Here is a 16,586-nt window from a genome sequence, read left to right as displayed (position 1 = left end):
AAACGGCCACCCCCGATAACAACACTATCCTCTGCGTCGGCCGCGTCCTATGTTTATAAGACACCGGCGCAGGGGCCGCAGCGTGCGACGCGGCAGCCGGCGCGTGCGGCGGGCCGAGCGCCGCGCCCGCGCGACCGGGCCGACGCGGACGAGCGCCCACAGCGGCGCCACGAGCTCGTCGCGCGCGTGGCCGGGCTGCTTCACGAGGAGCCGGTACGCGGCGTGGAACGGCGCGGCGAGGACCATCGCGACCGCGACGAACGGCAGCCACGGCGCGGCCACGCCCACGAGGCGCGCGTGGAGCTGGGAGCGGCGGCGCTGGACGTAGGACGACGAAGGGTCGGGTGCCGGCAGCGTGCTCGACCCGCGTCGGCGCTCGCGCAGGCCGAGCAGCGACGCCTGGGCGTGCCGCACCACCGCGGACGGGACGACGATCACGCGGTGCCCGGCGAGGCGCGCGCGGCGGCACAGGTCGAGCCCGTCGCCGAACGGCCCGAGCTCCGGGTCCGTCCCACCGAGCTCCTGCCACACCGACCGCCGGACGAGCGCGCCCGCGAGGCCGACCGCCAGGACGTCGTCGCGCGCGTCGTGCTGGCCCTGGTCGATCTCGTCGTCGTCGATCCCCGTCATGCGGCGCCCGAGCGGGGTCGTCGTGACGCCCACCTCCACGAGCCGGCTCGCGGTCCCCGGCTCGAACGGCGGGGCGGGCTCGCGCCCCGTGCCCGGGTCCCAGCGCTCCTGCTTCGGCCCCGCGACGGCGACGGCCGACGAGTGCTCGACCGCGCGCAGGAGCTCGGCCAGCGCGTCGGGCGCCGGCGCCGAGTCGTCGTGCAGGAGCCACAGCCACGTGCCCGGGTCGACGTTGCCGAGCGCGACGTCGACCGCGTCGCCGAACGACCGCGCGCGCGGCGCCGCGACGAACCGCGCGTCGCCGAGCTGGAGGCCCTGGTGCTCGCTCGACGCGTCCCCGGCGGCGGCGTCGACCACGACGACCTCGTGCGGGCTCGTGGTCTGCGTGCGCAGCGCCTCGAGCGTGCGCGCGAGGAACGGCGTGCGGCCGCGCGTGACGACGACGGCGGTCACGGTCGTCACCACGGGCAGCGCCCCGGTGACGGCGGCGACGATCTCGGGCGCCGCGACGACGCCCGGCACCGCGGCGGCGCGCGCCGCCGCACCCGGGGTGACGTCGCCGGGACGGGCGCTGCGCGCGGACGTGGTCAGGTCGGAGGAAGTCATGTCCCGTCGATCATGCGACGGACACGGCTCCGGGCGCGGTATTTGCGCTCCCCGGTGTGGCGGGGTGTCGGACCCCGTCACGACGCGCCCGACGGCGCGCGAGCACGCGGCCGGGCGGCGCGGCGTCAGACGACGCGACGCTTGAGCTTGCGGCGCTCGCGCTCGGAGAGCCCGCCCCAGATGCCGAAGCGCTCGTCGTTGGCGAGCGCGTACTCGAGGCACTCCGCCCGGACCTCGCAGCCCGTGCAGACCTTCTTCGCCTCGCGCGTCGACCCGCCCTTCTCCGGGAAGAAGGCCTCCGGGTCGGTCTGGGCGCACAGCGCCCGCTCCTGCCATCCCATGAGCGAGTCGTCGACCGGCTCGCCGAAGAGCGGCAGCACCGGTGCCACCCGCTCCACGTCTCGTTCAGCGTCGGAGGGGAAGACCCCTCCCGCCCCGTCCAGCATGTTCCACATCGTGCGCCCCTTCATGCCGTTCGCAAGGCCTCGCGGCGAGAACCCCGCTGGAAACTGCATTGAAGAAATTACACGCGTGTCGTCCTCGGGCGTCAAGCCGAAATGTGATAGCGAGGAGGAGGCCCGGGGTGAAATTCCGACATCCCGGGAGCGCATATCAGCGTTCTAGGGTGGTGTCCATGGTGACCGCTCCCCACGCACGCGCACCCCGCGCCGACCGCCCCGACGACGTCTCTGACCTGCTCCGACTCCTCGTCCGGGAACCCGGCCGGCCGCGGCTCACGTGGTACGGCGACGACGGCGAACGCGTCGAGCTCTCGGGCGCGGTGCTCGAGAACTGGGTGAACAAGACGACGAACCTTCTCGTCGAGGAATTCGACGCGAGCCCCGGGACGCGCATCCTTCTCGATCTTCCCGCGCATTGGCGCACGACCGTCTGGGCGCTCGCCGCATGGCGCGTCGGAGCGACCGTCGTCCTCGTCGAGGACGACGATACGGCCGAGCCCGCCGCGACGCGACCGGACGTCGTGGTGACCACCCGCCCCGGCCGGTGGTCGGGCACCCGTGCCGACCTCGTGGCGGTCGCCCTGCCCGCGCTCGCGCGCCGGTTCGACGCGGACCTCCCGGCGGGCGCCGTCGACGCCGCGAGCGCCGTCATGACCTACGGCGACCAGGTGGGCTGGGCGCCCGACCCCGACCCGACGGCGACCGCCGTCGAGGGACCGGACGGGTACGCCGTCGGGCACGCGGACCTCGTCGCGCAGGCGCCGGCCCCCGCGGGCGCGGCCCCCGGGTCCCGCGTCCTGCTGCGCGGCACGGGCGCCGTCGCGGACGTCCTGCGGGCGCTGGTCGCGGTCCTGGCCGACGACGGGTCCGTCGTGCTGCTCTCGCCCGGTCGGTCGCGCACCCTCGACGAGGACGGGCCCGCGCTCGAGCGGCTCGTCGCCACCGAGCGCGTCACCGCCGCCCCGGTGCACTGACCGAGGACGCCGGTGGCGCGCACCCCGCGGGGTGCGCGCCACCGTGCGTCGTGCCGTGCGGACCGGTCAGGCGTCGACGCCGCCGCTCTCGAGCGCGGCGCCGCGGCCGAAGTGCGGCGCGAGCTTGTTGTCGACCATCGACAGGGCCGCACCGATGGCCATGTGCATGTCGAGGTACTTGTAGGTGCCGAGGCGCCCGCCGAACAGCACGTCCTTCTCGCCAGCCGCGAGGTCGCGGTACCGGAGCAGGCGCGCGCGGTCGGCCGACGTGTTCACCGGGTAGTACGGCTCGTCGGCGCGCTCGGCGAACCGCGAGAACTCGCGCATGATGACGGTCTTGTCCGTCGGGTAGTCCCGCTCCGGGTGGAAGTGGCGGAACTCGTGGATGCGCGTGTAGGGCACGTCCGCGTCGGCGTAGTTCATCACCGAGGTCCCCTGGAAGTCACCGACCGGGAGGACCTCCTCCTCGAAGTCGAGCGTGCGCCACGACAGGTCGCCCTCGGCGTAGTCGAAGTACCGGTCCACCGGGCCGGTGTAGACGACGGGGACGTTGCCCACGACGTTGCCCTTGCTCACCGGCTGCGACTCGTCGAAGAAGTCGACGCCGAGCCGCACCTCGATGTTCGGGTGGTCCGCCATGCGCTCCAGCCACGCGGTGTACCCGTCGACGGGCAGACCCTCGTGCGTGTCGTTGAAGTAGCGGTTGTCGTACGTGTAGCGCACGGGCAGGCGGGAGATGATCGACGCCGGCAGCTCGCGCGGGTCCGTCTGCCACTGCTTCGCCGTGTACTCGCGGATGAACGCCTCGTACAGCGGGCGGCCGATGAGCGACACGCCCTGCTCGTCGAGGTTCTCCGGCTTCTTGCCGCCGAGCTCGGCCGACATCTCCTTGACGAGCGCGCGCGCCGCGTCCGGGCCGTGCGCCGAGCGGAAGAACTGGTTGATCGTGCCGAGGTTGATCGGCATCGGGAAGACCTCGCCCCGGTGCGTGGTGTACACGCGGTGGACGTAGCCCGTGAACGCGGTGAAGCGGTTGACGTACTCCCAGACGCGCTCGTTCGACGTGTGGAACAGGTGTGCGCCGTAGCGGTGCACCTCGATCCCCGTCGTCTTCTCCGCCTCGCTGTACGCGTTGCCGCCGATGTGCGGCCGACGGTCGATCACGAGGACCTTCCGGCCGTACTCCTCGGCGACCCGCTCAGCGACGGTCAGGCCGAAGAAGCCCGATCCCACGACGACAAGATCCGCGTCCACGCACACTCCTAGCTCTCGGTCTCAACGCCGCACAGCGTATCCCGGGCACGACGCCCGGTCGTCAGCCCTCGGTCCCCTCGCACGCCGTGACGCGCAGGAGCCGGGAGTCGTCCACGCGCGCGACCTCCTCGGCGACCCCCGCGGCGACCAGGCCGTCGAGCCCGGCGAACCGGGCGCCGTCGTCGCCCCAGAAGTTCTCCCCGCCCAGGTCGAGGACGTACTCGAGCCCGAGGCGCGTGACGGCCGCGCAGACCTCCGGGTCCTCGCCGGCCTGGTTGAGCCGTTCCGCGACGACCGCCCGGTCGCCCTCGAGCGGCATGCGCAGGTGCGGGTAGAGCGTCTCGCGGTCGGTGAGCGCCCACACGAGCACGCTCCCGTCCCACGGCTGCCCGGCGACGACGGCGTCCTCGGGCACGATCCGGTCGACCTCGTCGAGGATGCGCATCTCCGACTCGTCGAGCAGCGTGCTCGTCGTCGACTCCGGCGACACGACGTAGCGGCGGGCGACGTAGTCGTAGGAGTCCTTGAACAGCGCGGTGCGCGGCAGGACCACGAGGAGGACCAGCGCGGCGAGGACCGCCAGCGCGGGCACCGAGAAGACGGCGCGGGCAGCCCGGCCGGTGCCCGGCGTGCCGCGGACCAGGCTCGCGACGCCCGCGACGACGACGGTCAGCCCGATCGTCGCGAGCGGCACCGCGAGCAGCGGGAGCTGGGAGGCGAGGCGCTGGACGTCGCCGTACCAGTAGCCGGTCAGCAGCGCGCGCGTCGCGCCGTCGGCGCTCGACGCGACGACGAACAGCCACGCGAGCACCACGTAGGCGATCGGCAGCCAGCGCCAGCGCGCGACGAACACGGACACGAGGACGCCGAGGAGGACGAGCCCGGCCACGAGCATGTTGCTCGAGCCCGACGGGTGCATGGCGGCGAGCGTCAGGGCGTCGTTGACGGCGTCGCCGGTCGTCGCGCGCGCCGGCCACGACACCTGGGTCCGGAACTCCTCGACGAGCGACACCTGCCCGGCCGCCCAGTACGCGACCACGCACAGCACGACGAGCGCGACGCCGGGCACCACCGCGCCGACGACGCTCCGCCGCAGGCGCCACGCCCGGACGCTCACGTGGGCGACCCAGTGCCCGAGGAGCGGGACCGCGACGTACCCGAGCGTGAAGAGGCCGTTGGGCTGCGCGAGCGCCATCGCGGCCGCGCCGACGCCGACGAACGCGAGCGGCACCAGGCGCCCCCGCCCGCGCGCCCGCCAGAGCGTGAGCCACGCGAGGCCGAGGAGCGCGGGCAGCATCGCGTACGCCAGCAGGTTCGGGTAGAGGATGCCGAACCCGGAGAGCTGGTTGGGGAACTGGGTCATCGCGAACGAGACGGCGACGGTCAGCCCGAGCATGACCGGCCGCGGGCCGAACAGCCCGCGCGCGAGGACGAGCATCGACGCCGGCCAGACGAGGCACGCGACGACGAGCGTGGTCCAGTTGGCGGCGACCACGACGTCGCTGCTCCCCGAGAGCTGCACGAGCAGGGACACGACGTCGTGCCACAGCGCCGGGTAGAACGAGGTCGTGGCGTCGGGCGTCGTGAGCGTCATGTGCAGCGACGACGCGTCGCCGCTGTCGAGGATGAGCCGGACCGAGTTGAGGTGGTACGGCGCGTCGAACGTCTGGGAGACGTGGTCCGGCCCGCCGATGGCGGCCATGAGCCGCCGCGCCTGCAGCACGCCGGCGACGACCACGCTCACGGCCACCGTGACGAGGACGCGACGCCACACGGGGCTCGACCGGTCGACCCGGGGCGAGCGCCACCCTCCCCCGAGCGCGCGGACGCCCCACGCGACGGCGGCGGCGAGCACGGTGGCCGCGGCGACGACGAGCACCGACCACGGCACGCCCGCGAACCCCGCGACGATCGCGGCCCCGCCGATCAGCGCCGACGACACGAGCGGGGCGGACCCCCAGGCGACGAGCCCGCGCAGACCGCCGGCGTACCCCACCGCGAGTCCGGGGACCCACAGCAGCAGCACCGCCAGGATCCCGATCCAGGCCGTCGGGAGCCACTCGAGCACAACGCCTCCTGCAGTCGTCCGGACGCGTTCCCCGTCCGGGTGGGGTCCCCCGAGCCGCTCGCTCCGGGCAAACTCGCGCAGCGTACCAACCGTCTGTGGCCGTCCGGTGGACGGGGTGCGTCCGTCGGAGGTCGTGCGTGCGAACGCCGCGGCGGGTCGCGCGTGGCTCGACGGGCCCGCGGAGCGGACCGGGCGCTCGGATAGAGTCTGCCCCATGCCCACCACGCCTTCGCGGAGCCTCACCGTCGCCCAGCACCGGATCGGTCAGGACCACCGTCCGTTCGTCGTCGCCGAGATGTCGGGAAACCACAACGGCGACCTCGGGCGCGCCCTCGCGATCGTCGACATGATCGCCGAGAGCGGTGCCCAGTCCGTCAAGCTGCAGACGTACCGCGCCGACACCATCACGATCGACGCGGACGGCCCGGCGTTCCGCGTGAGCGAGGGTCACGAGCTGTGGGGCGGCAAGAACCTCTACCAGCTCTACGAGGAGGCGCACACCCCGTGGGAGTGGCACGCGCCGATCTTCGAGCGCGCGCGCGAGCACGGCCTCGTGCCGTTCTCCAGCCCGTTCGACGACACGGCCGTCGACCTGCTCGAGGACCTGGACGCCCCGCTGTACAAGATCGCGTCGCTCGAGATCGGCGACATCCCCCTCCTGCGCCGCGTGGCGCGCACCGGCAAGCCGGTCGTGCTGTCCACGGGCGCCGCGAACATCTCCGACGTCGACCTCGCCGTGCGGACCATCCGCGCCGAGGGCAACGACCAGATCGTCGTGCTCGGCTGCACGTCGTCGTACCCGGCCTCCCCGGCGGAGTCGAACCTGCGCACGATCCCCGTGCTGCGCGACACGTTCGACGTCGTGGCGGGCCTCTCCGACCACACCATGGGGATCGGCGTCGCGGTCGCGGCGGTCGCCCTGGGCGCGGCGGTCATCGAGAAGCACGTGACGCTCGCGCGCTCCGACGGCGGCGTCGACTCCGACTTCTCGCTCGAGCCCCAGGAGCTCGCCGCGCTCGCCGCCGAGACGGAGCGCGCCTGGCTCGCTCTCGGGTCGGTCCACGTGGGCCCGACCGCCGGCGAGGCGGAGAGCCGCCGCCTGCGCCGGTCGCTCTTCGTCGTCGAGGACGTGCGGGCGGGCGACGAGGTGACGCCGGCGAACGTGCGCTCGATCCGGCCGGCGGGCGGGCTCGAGCCGGTGCACCTCGACACGGTCCTGGGCCGCACGTTCAGCACCGACGTCGTGCGCGGCACGCCGCTCACGTGGGACCTCGTCTGACGGAGCCCACCACGCACCGCCCGGAGCGGTCGTCGTCCGACCGGACGGCGACCGCTCCTCGCGTCAGCGGGCCTTGACCAGGACGTCGAAGTCGCCGTCCTTGCGCCCCGGCACGTGGGCGTAGCCCGCCCGGACGAACAGCCGCTGCGACGGGGCGTTGTCCGGCAGGATCGCGGCGACGAGCGTCATGGGCGGGCCGTCGGCCGCGAACGCGTCCTCCGCCGCCCCGAGGACGGCGCCCGCCATGCCCCGCCCGCGCGCCTCGGGGGCGAGGGTGATGGAGACCTCCCACTCGTCGGCCGCCCGGCGGTCGAACCGCACGGTGCCCACGCGGACGCCCCCGCTCTCGACGACGTACAGCCGGCGCTCGGGGTCCTCGAGGACCCGCGCGAGCCAGGCCCGGTGCGCGCCCCACGGGACCGGCTCGGACGACCGCGACACCGCCCGCACGGACGGGTCGTTGCGCCAGCGCAGCAGCACGAGGGCGTCCTCGGACGTCGCGGGTCGCGCGACCGTGCGGCCGTCGGGCGCGAGCGAGCGCGTCCGCTCCCGGAACACCGCGTCCCACGCCCCGACGATCCGCGACGCCCCGCGGCCGTCGACGCCGTCCGGGCGCTCGTGCCGCGACAGCCGGTCGAGCAGCCCGTCGAGGCGGCGCGCCCCGGCCGCGGCGTCCTCGCGCAGCCCCGCGAGCGTGCCCAGCCCCAGCGCGAAACCCCGCGCGACCGCCGCCTCGTACCCGGGCACCTGGTTGTCCACGACCGCGACCAGCACGGTCGGCACGCCCACGCACGCGAGCTCCCAGGCGGTCGTGCCGGCCGCGCTGAGGACCACGTCGGCGTCCGCGGCGAGCCTGAGGACGCCCGGGAACGGCTCGCGGAGGTCGACGTCGTCCCCCGCCGCGGTGCGCACGTCGTCCCAGCGCGCCGCGGGCGCCACCACGACGAGCTCGCCCACTCGCCCCGTCGCCCGCGCGACGCCCGCGAGCACCGCGGCCGCACCGACGGCGTCCGTCCCGCCCGCGACGACGAGCGCGCGCAGCGGCGCGCCCGGCTCGCGCGGGGCCCGGGCCCGGCGCTGCTCCCGCGCGCGCAGCACGTCCTCGCGCATCGGCGCGTACGCGATCCCGCGCAGCACGAGGCCGGACCCGTCGTCGGGACGCTCCGCGTCCTCGGCGCCGCGCGTCGAGTCGACCACGACGTCCGCCGGCCGGCGGCCGAAGGTGCCGTCCTCCATCGACGACAGGAGCGCGCCGGCCCGGTCGAGCTCCGCCCGCGCGCCCGGGCCCGTCGCGTAGTCGTCCACGTGCACGAGGACGGCGCCCTGCTCCGCGGCGAGGACGGCGAGGCCGTCGGGCGGCACGCCCACGCGCTCCAGGCCCGACTCCGCGAGCAGGTCGCGGCCCAGCGCCGAGGTCACCTCGCCCGCGAGCGAGACCGTCCAGCCCGCCTCCCGGGCCGCGCGCGCGACGGCCAGCGCCCGGACCAGGTGCCCGACGCCGCCCTCGGGCGTCGCGTCGCACCGCAGCAGCGCGTGGCTCATCCGTCCGTCAGCGCCTTCTGGCGCACCGACGCGTTCGCCGCGACGAGCTCGGGGCTCGCGCGCAGGAGGTCGACGACGTCCTGCCACCGCGGCGGGGCGTCGCCGAGGCGGTCCACGACCGCCTCGATCGCGGTCGCGTCCTCCGGTGTGTCGAGCGTCACGCGCAGGTCGTTCGCCGCCGGCGCGACGACGACGCCGAGGCGCCGGAACTCGCGGTCCGCCGCGTAGAGGTAGGACGTGACGTGCACGCGGTGGTGGTCGCGCGCCTCGGCGTCCGCGGCGAGCAGGGCGCCGCGCGAGGCGAGCTCGACGTCGAGGCCGCGGGGCAGCGTGCGCTGCAGCGTCGTCGCGACGTACTCGAGCGTGGGGTCGGCGCGCCACAGCGCCACCACCTGGGTGACGAGCACCGGGTCGACGAGGGGGCAGTCCGCGGTGAGCCGCACGACCGCGTCCGCGGACGTCTCCTCGAGGGCGAGCACGAAGCGCGACAGCACGTCGTCCTCGCTCCCGCGGACCACGCGGACGCCGAGGGAGGACGCGAGCTCGGCGACGGCGTCGTCGCCGGGCGCGGTCGAGGTCGCCACGACCACCTCGTCGACGCCGCGCGCGGCCGTCGCCGCGCGCACCATCCACGCGAGGACGGGTCGGCCGGCGAGCGGACGCAGGACCTTGCCGGGCAGACGGGACGACCCCGTCCGCGCCTGGATCACGGCCACAACCTTCTGGGGGGTCTCATGCACCGTGCCATAATGCTCCATGCGCTCGGCCGCGGCGAAGCCGGTCCGGCGAGAATCCTCCGACTGACGGGAAGAGTTCCGTATGTCCATGCTCACTGGCGCATCGATCCTCGTGACGGGCGGCACCGGCTCCTTCGGCAAGGCGTTCCTGCGCGAGGTGCTCGACAACCACGACCCGCGCCGCATCGTCGTGTTCAGCCGCGACGAGCTCAAGCAGTTCGAGGTGCGCGCGCAGTTCGGCGACGACCCGCGCCTGCGCTGGTTCATCGGCGACGTGCGCGACCGCCGCCGCCTCGAGCGCGCGATGCACGGCGTCGACTACGTGGTGCACGCCGCGGCGCTCAAGCAGGTCGACACCGCGGAGTACAACCCGTTCGAGTACATCGCGACGAACGTCACGGGCTCGCAGAACGTGGTCGAGGCCGCGATCGACGCGGGCGTGAAGAAGGTCGTCGCGCTCTCGACCGACAAGGCGTCGAGCCCGATCAACCTCTACGGCGCGACCAAGCTCTGCGCCGACCGCCTGTTCGTCAGCGCCAACAACTACGCGGCCGCCTACGAGACGCGCTTCTGCGTCGTCCGCTACGGCAACGTCATGGGCTCGCGCGGCAGCGTCGTGCCGAAGTTCAAGGCGCTCGCGGCCGAGGGCAAGTCGCTGCCGATCACGGACAAGCGCATGACCCGCTTCTGGATCACGCTCCCCCAGGCCGTCCAGTTCGTCCTCGACTCGTTCGAGATGATGGAGGGCGGCGAGCTCTACGTCCCGCGCATCCCGAGCATGAAGGTCGTCGACCTCGCGGAGGCGATCGCGCCGGGTGCCGCGCAGCACGAGGTCGGGATCCGCCCCGGCGAGAAGCTCCACGAGGAGATGATTGCCCCGGACGACTCGCGTCGGACGGTGCGCCTGGGCGACCGCTACGTCGTCATGCCGTACGTGGGCGGCTGGGGCTACGAGACGCCCGCCGACGGCGAGCCGGTGGCCGACGGCTTCGCCTACCAGTCCGACACGAACGACCAGTGGCTCTCCGTGGAGGACATCCGCGAGCTCCTCGAGCTGTCGTGAGCGCGGAGCCGATGCTGCCCTACGGCCGGCAGTCGATCGACGAGACCGACGTCGAGGCCGCGGTCGCCGCGCTGCGCAGCGACTGGCTGACCACCGGGCCCGAGGTCGAGCGGTTCGAGGCCGCCGTCGCGGCGCGCGCCGGCGTCCCGCACGCCGTCTCCGTGACCTCGGGGACCGCCGCGCTGCACGTCGCGTACGCGGCCACGGGGGTCGGCCCCGGGGACGAGGTCGTGACGACGCCGCTCACGTTCGTCGCGACCGCCGCCGCCGCCGCGCTGCAGGGCGCGACCGTCGTCTTCGCGGACGTCGACCCCGGCACGGGCAACCTCGACCCCCGCGCGGCAGAGGCCGCGGTGACGGAGCGCACGCGCGTCGTCACGGGCGTCGACTACGCGGGCGTGCCGGTCGACGCCGCCGCGTTCCGCGACCTCGCCGACCGCAAGGGCCTGCTCTTCCTCGAGGACGCGGCGCACTCGATCGGCTCGACGCTCGACGGTCGCCCGGTGGGCTCGCTCGCCGACCTCACGACGTACTCGTTCTTCCCGACGAAGAACCTCACGACGGCCGAGGGCGGTGCCGTCGTGACGGCGGACGACGCGCTCGCCGCACGGGCGCGGTCCTTCAAGAACCACGGCCTCGTGCGCGACCGCGCCGCCCAGCGCTACCCCGACGAGGGCCCGTGGCACCAGGAGGTGCACGCGTTCGGCCTCAACTACCGGCTGCCCGACGTGCTCGCCGCGGTGGGCACGAGCCAGCTCGCGCGCCTCGACGCGTTCGTCGCGCGCCGCGCCGAGGTCAAGGCCGCCTACGACGAGGCGTTCCGCGACCTCGACGAGGTCGAGCTCCCCGTCCGGCCCGAGGGCGCCGCGCCCGCGTGGCACCTGTACCCGCTGCGCGTGCCCGCCGACCGTCGCCGGGCCATCTTCGAGTCGCTCCGCGCCCAGGGCGTCGGCGTCCAGGTGAACTACATCCCGGCGTACTGGCACCCGGTGTTCGAGGACCTCGGCTACCGGCGCGGCCAGTGCCCCGTCGCGGAGGGCTACTACCGGCGCGAGATCTCGCTCCCGATGTTCCCGGGCCTGACGGACGCCGACGTCGAGCGCGTCGTCGACGCGACGCGGCACGCACTCGCCACCGCGCGGTGACCGCGGGGCACGACGGCGCGGGCGTCGAGCCCGCGGCCGGGACGACGGGCGACAGCCCTCGCCGGGTCGCGTCGCGCGCGGCGATCTACACCGCCGGGAGCGCGGCCCCGGCCGTCGCCTCGCTCGTCGTCATCCCCCTCATCACGCGCCTGCTGTCCCAGCGCGAGTACGACGTCGTCGCGCTCGGGACGGTCGTCGTCCAGGTGGGCGTCATCCTCGTCGCCCTGGGGATGGGGGCCGCGATCACCCGGGAGTACATCCTCGGGGAGGCGGGCGCCCGCGGCGCCCGGGGGCTGGTCGTGCAGTCGTCCCTCATCAGCGTGCTCGTCGCGGGGCTCGCCCTCGCGCTCGGGCCCCTGTGGGGTCCCGCCGTGCTCGGCCGGCCGTGGGACGCCGCGCTCGCCCTCGCCGTCGTGGCGTCGCTCGGCGGCGGCGTCGTCATCGTCGTCCAGGCGTACCTGCGCGGCGCGGAGCGCCCCGTGCCGTTCGTCCTCCTCGCCGCAGGGGGAACGCTCGTCGGCCCCGCCGTCGGGCTCGTGGTCGTCCTGCTCGGGCAGCGCACGGGCACGGCGTACCTCGCCGCGCTGGCCGCGGGCTACGTGCTCTCGGCGCTGGCCGGCGTCGCGGTGACCTTGCGGTCCGGCCCCCGCGACACGAGCTGGGTGGGGCTGCGCCGCGCGCTGCGCCTCGGCGCCCCGACCGTGCCCCACCAGATCGCGATCTACGTCGCGATCGCCGGCCTCGTCGTCGTCGCGGACCGACTGCTCGACGCGGGCGGCACGGCCAACATCGTCCTCACGCTCGGTGCGGGGGCGACGGTCCTGACCGGCGCGCTGAACAACGCCTGGGCGCCCCTCATCTACAAGGAGCCGCCCGCGACGCGCCACGCGCGCCTCACGAGCACCACGCGCGTGATCCTGCGCGTCGTCGGCGCGCTCGTCGCCGCCGTCTGCCTCGCGGCACCCCTGCTCGTCCAGATCGCGTCCCCGCCCACGTACGACCACGAGGCCATGGTGCCCGCCGTCGTCCTCGCGTCGTTCTCCGCGGTCGCCTCCGTCTACTACCTCGCGAGCAGCCACCTCATCCTCGTCCGCGGGCGCACGGGCGTGCTCTCGGTCTCCACGCCGGCCGCCGTCGGTCTCGGCATCGTCGCCGCGGTGCTCGCCGCGCCGGTGTGGGGGCTCGTGGCCGTCGGGGCGTCCTACGCCGTGATGTACCTGCTGCTCGCGCTCTTCACGACGGTCGCGCAGGCCGTCCTCGTGGACCGTCCGTGGCGACCTCCGCTCGCGCCGGTCACGCTCGCCGTCGTGGTCGCGTGCGCCGCCGCGGCGGTCCTGCTGCCCACGGCGACGGGCTGGTGGACCGTGCTCCGCGCGGCGGTCGCGCTGCTCGCCGCCGCGGTGCTGCTCGCGCCGCTGCGCACCGCGCTCCGGCGGTAGTCGGCGGTCGTCAGGCCGCGGGTGCCGACCCGTCGAGCTCGATGGGCTCCGACGACGATGCCCGCGCGCCGCCGAGCGGACGCGGCAGGTAGGACGTGGCGGCGCGCAGCCACGCGAGGTCGATCCCGGACGACGCCTCGGCCGGCTTCTGCTCGCCGGCCGCGGGCTTCGGGGCCGTGGGAGCAGGAGCGCCGCTCCGGCGACGCACGTTGACCAGGGCCCGCTCGACCGGCGACGTCGTCCAGTGCCGCACGAACGGCGCGACTCGGCGGCGGTCCCAGCCCAGCGCACGGCGCAGGGCGTCGGGCTCGAGGAGGTCCCCCGCCCCGAGCTCGTCCGTCGCGACCGCGCGCGCGGCGTCGTCGTCGGTCTCGTAGCCGTAGAGCTCGGGCCAGGTCCGCTCGAGGCGCTCGAGCGAGCTCCGGTCCTCCGAGTCGAGCAGCATCGGGTCGCCGTACACGCCGACCGACCGCCCGAGCCACGCCGCGTACACGACGGGCGTCGAGAGGCGGTTCGACACGACGCGGGCGCTGCCCGCGACGAGCCCGACGAGCCGGGCGAGGAAGTCGGGGTCGGTGCGGGCGCCGAGCGTCACGCACCGGTGGCCCGCCTCGCGGTAGGCGTCGACGAGCCGCTCGTCACGCGCGTCGCTCCAGTAGATGGAGACGGTGGACGGCCCCTCCGAGTCGAACCACCGGCGCGCGGCGGCGCGGTGGTCGCCGGAGATCGCCTGCGTCTCGATCCCGTGCACGGGCAGGATGACGGTTCCCTCGCCCCGGGGGCTGTCCTGGAGCCCGCGGCTCACGGCCTCGTACGCGAAGGGTGCGCCGACCGCGGTCGTCGGGGCGCTCGACGCGGGGTCCCACGCGCGCGAGCGGTGGCTCCACACGAGGAGGCGGTTCGGGCCGCGGTAGGTCGGGCTCGCGAGCCACGGGAAGTCCCGGAAGTGCGTCGTCACCGGCGAGAGCGCGGTCCACCCGTGCTGGACGAGCCCGGCGATGTGCCGCGGGCCGTCCTCGCCGAGGTAGTGCGCGAAGGCACGGCTGTGACCGTAGTAGTGGTTCTGGGACTCCATCCAGCCTCTCCGGTTCCGGGCACGCGTCCACGTGCGTGCGCCGTCGGACGGGACGCACCCCGGGCGACGCGCGCCCAGCATACCGACCGCCGTCCGTGCGGGGTGCGGCCCCGGCGCCGCGTGCCTAGCCTGGCGGGAGAAAGAGGAGGACGCGCACCATGAGCCTGACCAGACCCCGTCGACGGGGCTTCCTCCTCGTCGCCCTGCTGCTCGCGGCGCTGCTCGGCCCGGTCGCGGCGGCCGGCCCCCCGGCGCAGGCGTCGGTCACCACGACCGAGCGCGTGACGCTCACGGCGAGCAGCACCATGACCGTCGCCGGCCGCGGCTACGGCCACGGCATCGGCATGTCGCAGTACGGGGCGCGCGCCGCGGCCGCCGGCGGCTCCACCTACCGGCAGATCCTCGACTTCTACTACCCCGGCACCACGGCCACCACCGTCGCGAGCACCGAGCTGCGGGTGCTGCTCAAGTCCGACACCGACGACGACCTGCGGGTCGTGGCGGCACCCGGCATGGTCATGTCCGACGCGCGGGGCGTCCCGCGGAGCATCGGGTTCCCGGGGGCGACCGTCAGCCAGTGGCGCGTGCTGCGCAACGCCAACGACACGGGCTTCGTGCTGTTCGGGCTCGTCGGCTCGACGTGGCGGCTGTGGTCCCAGAGCGCGTCGCCCGGCTTCATCTCGCTGTCGACGTCGCCGGCGACGACCGTCCAGGTCGTGCTGCCCGACGGCTCGCGGCGCGAGTACCGCGGGTCCGTGCGCGCCGTGGCCGACGGCGCCGCACCCGGACTCGCCTCCGTCAACGCCGTGCGCATGGAGGACTACCTGCGCTCGGTCGTGCCCGCGGAGATGCCGTCGAGCTGGCCCGCGAACGCGCTGCGCGCCCAGGCCGTCGCGGCCCGGACCTACGCCTCGCAGAACCGGGCCTCCCGCCCGACCGCCGCGTGGCACACGTGCGACGACACGGCGTGCCAGGTGTACCGGGGCGTGCGCTCGCTCAGCGCGGCGGGCGCCGTCACCCCGCACGAGGCGGCCGCGACCGACGCGGCGATCTCCGCGACGTCGGGCGTCACGCTCTACTACGCGGGCGCACCGGCCTTCACCCAGTTCAGCTCGTCGAACGGCGGGTGGACCGCGACCGGGAGCGCCCCCTACCTCGTGGCCAAGCGGGACCCGTGGGACGCGCAGGGCAACCCCGTGCACGCGTGGAGCGTGCGCATCACGGCGGCGCAGCTCCGCGCGGCGTACCCGGCGGTCGGGACGCCGCAGTCGATCACCGTGGTCAGCCGCACCGGCCCGGGCGAGTGGGGCGGGCGCGTCGAGAACGTCGTGATCGCGGGGTCCACGGGCTCGCGGACCGTGACGGGCGCGGCCTTCCGGACCGCGTTCGGCCTGCGGAGCGCCTGGTGGAAGGTCACCGGCACCTCGCGCCTCGAGCCGGACACGACGGCCGACGGCCGGCCCGACCTCACCGCGCGCACGCCCGCCGGCGAGCTCAGGTCCTACGAGGGCAACCGGTCCGGGGGCTTCGCGACCGCGGCCCGGCGCATCGGGACCGGGTGGCAGGTCATGCGGCACGTCACGGACGGCGCCGACCTCGACGGCGACGGGAACGGCGACATCCTCGCGATCGACGGCGGCGGCACGCTCTGGTTCTACCCGTCGAACCGCGCGGGCGGGCTCGCGGCACGACAGCAGGTGGGCACCGGGTGGCAGATCATGGCGTTCCTCGCGTCGCCCGGCGACATGACGGGCGACGGGCGCGCCGACGTCCTCGCCGTGGACGACGCGGGCACGCTCTGGCTCTACCCGGGCGACGGGACCGGCCGGGTCACGGCCCGCCGCGCGATCGGCAGCGGGTGGCAGATCATGACCGCGGTCGTGGGCGCCGGCGACATGGACGGCGACGGCACGGCCGACGTCGTCGCGCGCGACTCGGCGGGTCGCCTGCTCCTGTACCGCGGCCGCGGCGACGGTTCCGTCCGTGGCGCGATCGTCATCGGCAACGGCTGGCAGACGATGCGTCTGCTGACCGTGCAGGGCGACTGGTCGGGGGACGGCCGGCCTGACGTCCTGGCCTCGGACGCCTCGGGCGCGCTGTATCTCTACCCGTGGAACGGGAGCGCGTTCTCTGCGCGCCGCGCGATCGGCCAGGGCTGGACCGTGTACGACCGCCTGCTCTGACCGACGAGACCGTCACCGACCGGGTCCGGGGGCGCCCGGCCGCGGGCCCCGCCCCCGCGCAAGAGGTAGGGGGCCCACCCGCCCCCGAAGGGCGGCGACGGGTGAAGCCGCCGCAGGCCATTGCGGCGGA

At 74.9% G+C, this 16,586-nt stretch carries 13 protein-coding genes; 6 read left to right on the top strand and 7 right to left on the bottom strand.

Annotation, left to right across the window (positions count from 1 at the left end; genetic code table 11):
• Positions 1–24: 24 nt before the first annotated feature.
• Both GYH36_RS17290 and GYH36_RS17285 read right to left on the bottom strand, forming a co-directional pair.
• Positions 25–1,236: a glycosyltransferase family 2 protein gene (locus tag GYH36_RS17290; protein ID WP_162290486.1), complete on the bottom strand. Its 1,212-nt coding sequence runs from the start codon at positions 1,234–1,236 to the stop codon at positions 25–27.
• Positions 1,237–1,361: 125 nt separating this feature from the next.
• Positions 1,362–1,691: a WhiB family transcriptional regulator gene (locus tag GYH36_RS17285; RefSeq protein ID WP_024839383.1), complete on the bottom strand. Its 330-nt coding sequence runs from the start codon at positions 1,689–1,691 to the stop codon at positions 1,362–1,364.
• A 179-nt stretch (positions 1,692–1,870) separates the two neighbouring features.
• On the opposite strand from GYH36_RS17285, the gene GYH36_RS17280 reads away from it, so the two are divergent.
• A complete protein-coding gene (locus tag GYH36_RS17280) occupies positions 1,871–2,671 on the top strand; it encodes a TIGR03089 family protein (RefSeq protein WP_162290485.1) in 801 nt (266 codons plus the stop codon).
• Between the two features lie 66 nt (positions 2,672–2,737).
• On the opposite strand, the gene glf is transcribed toward GYH36_RS17280, so the two are convergent.
• Both glf and GYH36_RS17270 read right to left on the bottom strand, forming a co-directional pair.
• Positions 2,738–3,925 carry a UDP-galactopyranose mutase gene (gene glf, locus GYH36_RS17275; RefSeq protein WP_115943007.1) on the bottom strand — a complete coding sequence of 396 codons (1,188 nt, stop codon included), beginning with the start codon at positions 3,923–3,925 and terminating at the stop codon, positions 2,738–2,740.
• A gap of 61 nt (positions 3,926–3,986) precedes the next feature.
• Positions 3,987–5,993, bottom strand: coding sequence for a DUF6541 family protein (locus GYH36_RS17270; RefSeq protein WP_162290484.1), 2,007 nt, complete (start codon positions 5,991–5,993; stop codon positions 3,987–3,989).
• 214 nt (positions 5,994–6,207) lie between these two features.
• Here GYH36_RS17270 and pseI point away from each other — a divergent pair, with 214 nt between their 5' ends.
• A complete protein-coding gene (gene pseI, locus GYH36_RS17265) occupies positions 6,208–7,272 on the top strand; it encodes a pseudaminic acid synthase (RefSeq protein WP_115943009.1) in 1,065 nt (354 codons plus the stop codon).
• A 63-nt stretch (positions 7,273–7,335) separates the two neighbouring features.
• Here pseI and GYH36_RS17260 read toward each other — a convergent pair whose 3' ends face one another.
• Together GYH36_RS17260 and GYH36_RS17255 are read right to left on the bottom strand one after the other, a co-directional pair.
• Positions 7,336–8,814, bottom strand: coding sequence for a bifunctional UDP-2,4-diacetamido-2,4,6-trideoxy-beta-L-altropyranose hydrolase/GNAT family N-acetyltransferase (locus tag GYH36_RS17260; protein WP_162290483.1), 1,479 nt, complete (start codon positions 8,812–8,814; stop codon positions 7,336–7,338).
• Positions 8,811–9,554, bottom strand: a complete 744-nt coding sequence (locus tag GYH36_RS17255) for a cytidylyltransferase domain-containing protein (protein WP_312028694.1) — start codon at positions 9,552–9,554, stop codon at positions 8,811–8,813. Before GYH36_RS17255 ends, GYH36_RS17260 begins: the two co-directional genes overlap by 4 nt.
• An 85-nt stretch (positions 9,555–9,639) precedes the next feature.
• Here GYH36_RS17255 and pseB point away from each other — a divergent pair, with 85 nt between their 5' ends.
• The 3 genes from pseB to GYH36_RS17240 are packed head-to-tail and all read left to right on the top strand — an operon-like array spanning position 9,640 to position 13,198.
• The gene (pseB, locus tag GYH36_RS17250; RefSeq protein WP_231492782.1) at positions 9,640–10,614 is read left to right on the top strand and encodes a UDP-N-acetylglucosamine 4,6-dehydratase (inverting); all 975 of its coding nucleotides are present in this window, start codon (positions 9,640–9,642) and stop codon (positions 10,612–10,614) included.
• Positions 10,611–11,759, top strand: coding sequence for a UDP-4-amino-4,6-dideoxy-N-acetyl-beta-L-altrosamine transaminase (gene pseC, locus GYH36_RS17245; RefSeq protein ID WP_312028693.1), 1,149 nt, complete (start codon positions 10,611–10,613; stop codon positions 11,757–11,759). The genes pseB and pseC overlap by 4 nt, the downstream gene beginning before the upstream one ends.
• Complete coding sequence (locus GYH36_RS17240) at positions 11,756–13,198, top strand: lipopolysaccharide biosynthesis protein (protein ID WP_162290481.1); 1,443 nt, start codon at positions 11,756–11,758, stop codon at positions 13,196–13,198. The genes pseC and GYH36_RS17240 overlap by 4 nt, the downstream gene beginning before the upstream one ends.
• Positions 13,199–13,208: 10 nt before the next feature.
• On the opposite strand, the gene GYH36_RS17235 is transcribed toward GYH36_RS17240, so the two are convergent.
• The gene (locus tag GYH36_RS17235) at positions 13,209–14,273 is read right to left on the bottom strand and encodes a hypothetical protein (protein ID WP_024839393.1); all 1,065 of its coding nucleotides are present in this window, start codon (positions 14,271–14,273) and stop codon (positions 13,209–13,211) included.
• A gap of 158 nt (positions 14,274–14,431) precedes the next feature.
• On the opposite strand from GYH36_RS17235, the gene GYH36_RS17230 reads away from it, so the two are divergent.
• Positions 14,432–16,456 carry a SpoIID/LytB domain-containing protein gene (locus tag GYH36_RS17230; RefSeq protein WP_162290480.1) on the top strand — a complete coding sequence of 675 codons (2,025 nt, stop codon included), beginning with the start codon at positions 14,432–14,434 and terminating at the stop codon, positions 16,454–16,456.
• Positions 16,457–16,586: the final 130 nt, after the last annotated feature.

This window comes from Cellulosimicrobium composti (assembly GCF_010287905.1).
GTDB lineage: Bacteria > Actinomycetota > Actinomycetes > Actinomycetales > Cellulomonadaceae > Cellulosimicrobium > Cellulosimicrobium composti.
This window is presented reverse-complemented; position numbering and strand designations above follow the sequence as displayed.

Excerpts from the sequence above, each read along its gene's own strand:
- GYH36_RS17235 (WP_024839393.1), bottom strand. The coding sequence starts at position 14,273 with ATGGAGTCCCAGAACCACTACTACGGTCACAGCCGTGCCTTCGCGCAC.
- GYH36_RS17260 (WP_162290483.1), bottom strand. The coding sequence starts at position 8,814 with ATGAGCCACGCGCTGCTGCGGTGCGACGCGACGCCCGAGGGCGGCGTC.
- GYH36_RS17280 (WP_162290485.1), top strand. The coding sequence starts at position 1,871 with ATGGTGACCGCTCCCCACGCACGCGCACCCCGCGCCGACCGCCCCGAC.
- GYH36_RS17285 (WP_024839383.1), bottom strand. The coding sequence starts at position 1,691 with ATGTGGAACATGCTGGACGGGGCGGGAGGGGTCTTCCCCTCCGACGCT.
- GYH36_RS17230 (WP_162290480.1), top strand. The coding sequence starts at position 14,432 with ATGAGCCTGACCAGACCCCGTCGACGGGGCTTCCTCCTCGTCGCCCTG.
- pseI (WP_115943009.1), top strand. The coding sequence starts at position 6,208 with ATGCCCACCACGCCTTCGCGGAGCCTCACCGTCGCCCAGCACCGGATC.
- GYH36_RS17290 (WP_162290486.1), bottom strand. The coding sequence starts at position 1,236 with ATGACTTCCTCCGACCTGACCACGTCCGCGCGCAGCGCCCGTCCCGGC.
- pseB (WP_231492782.1), top strand. The coding sequence starts at position 9,640 with ATGCTCACTGGCGCATCGATCCTCGTGACGGGCGGCACCGGCTCCTTC.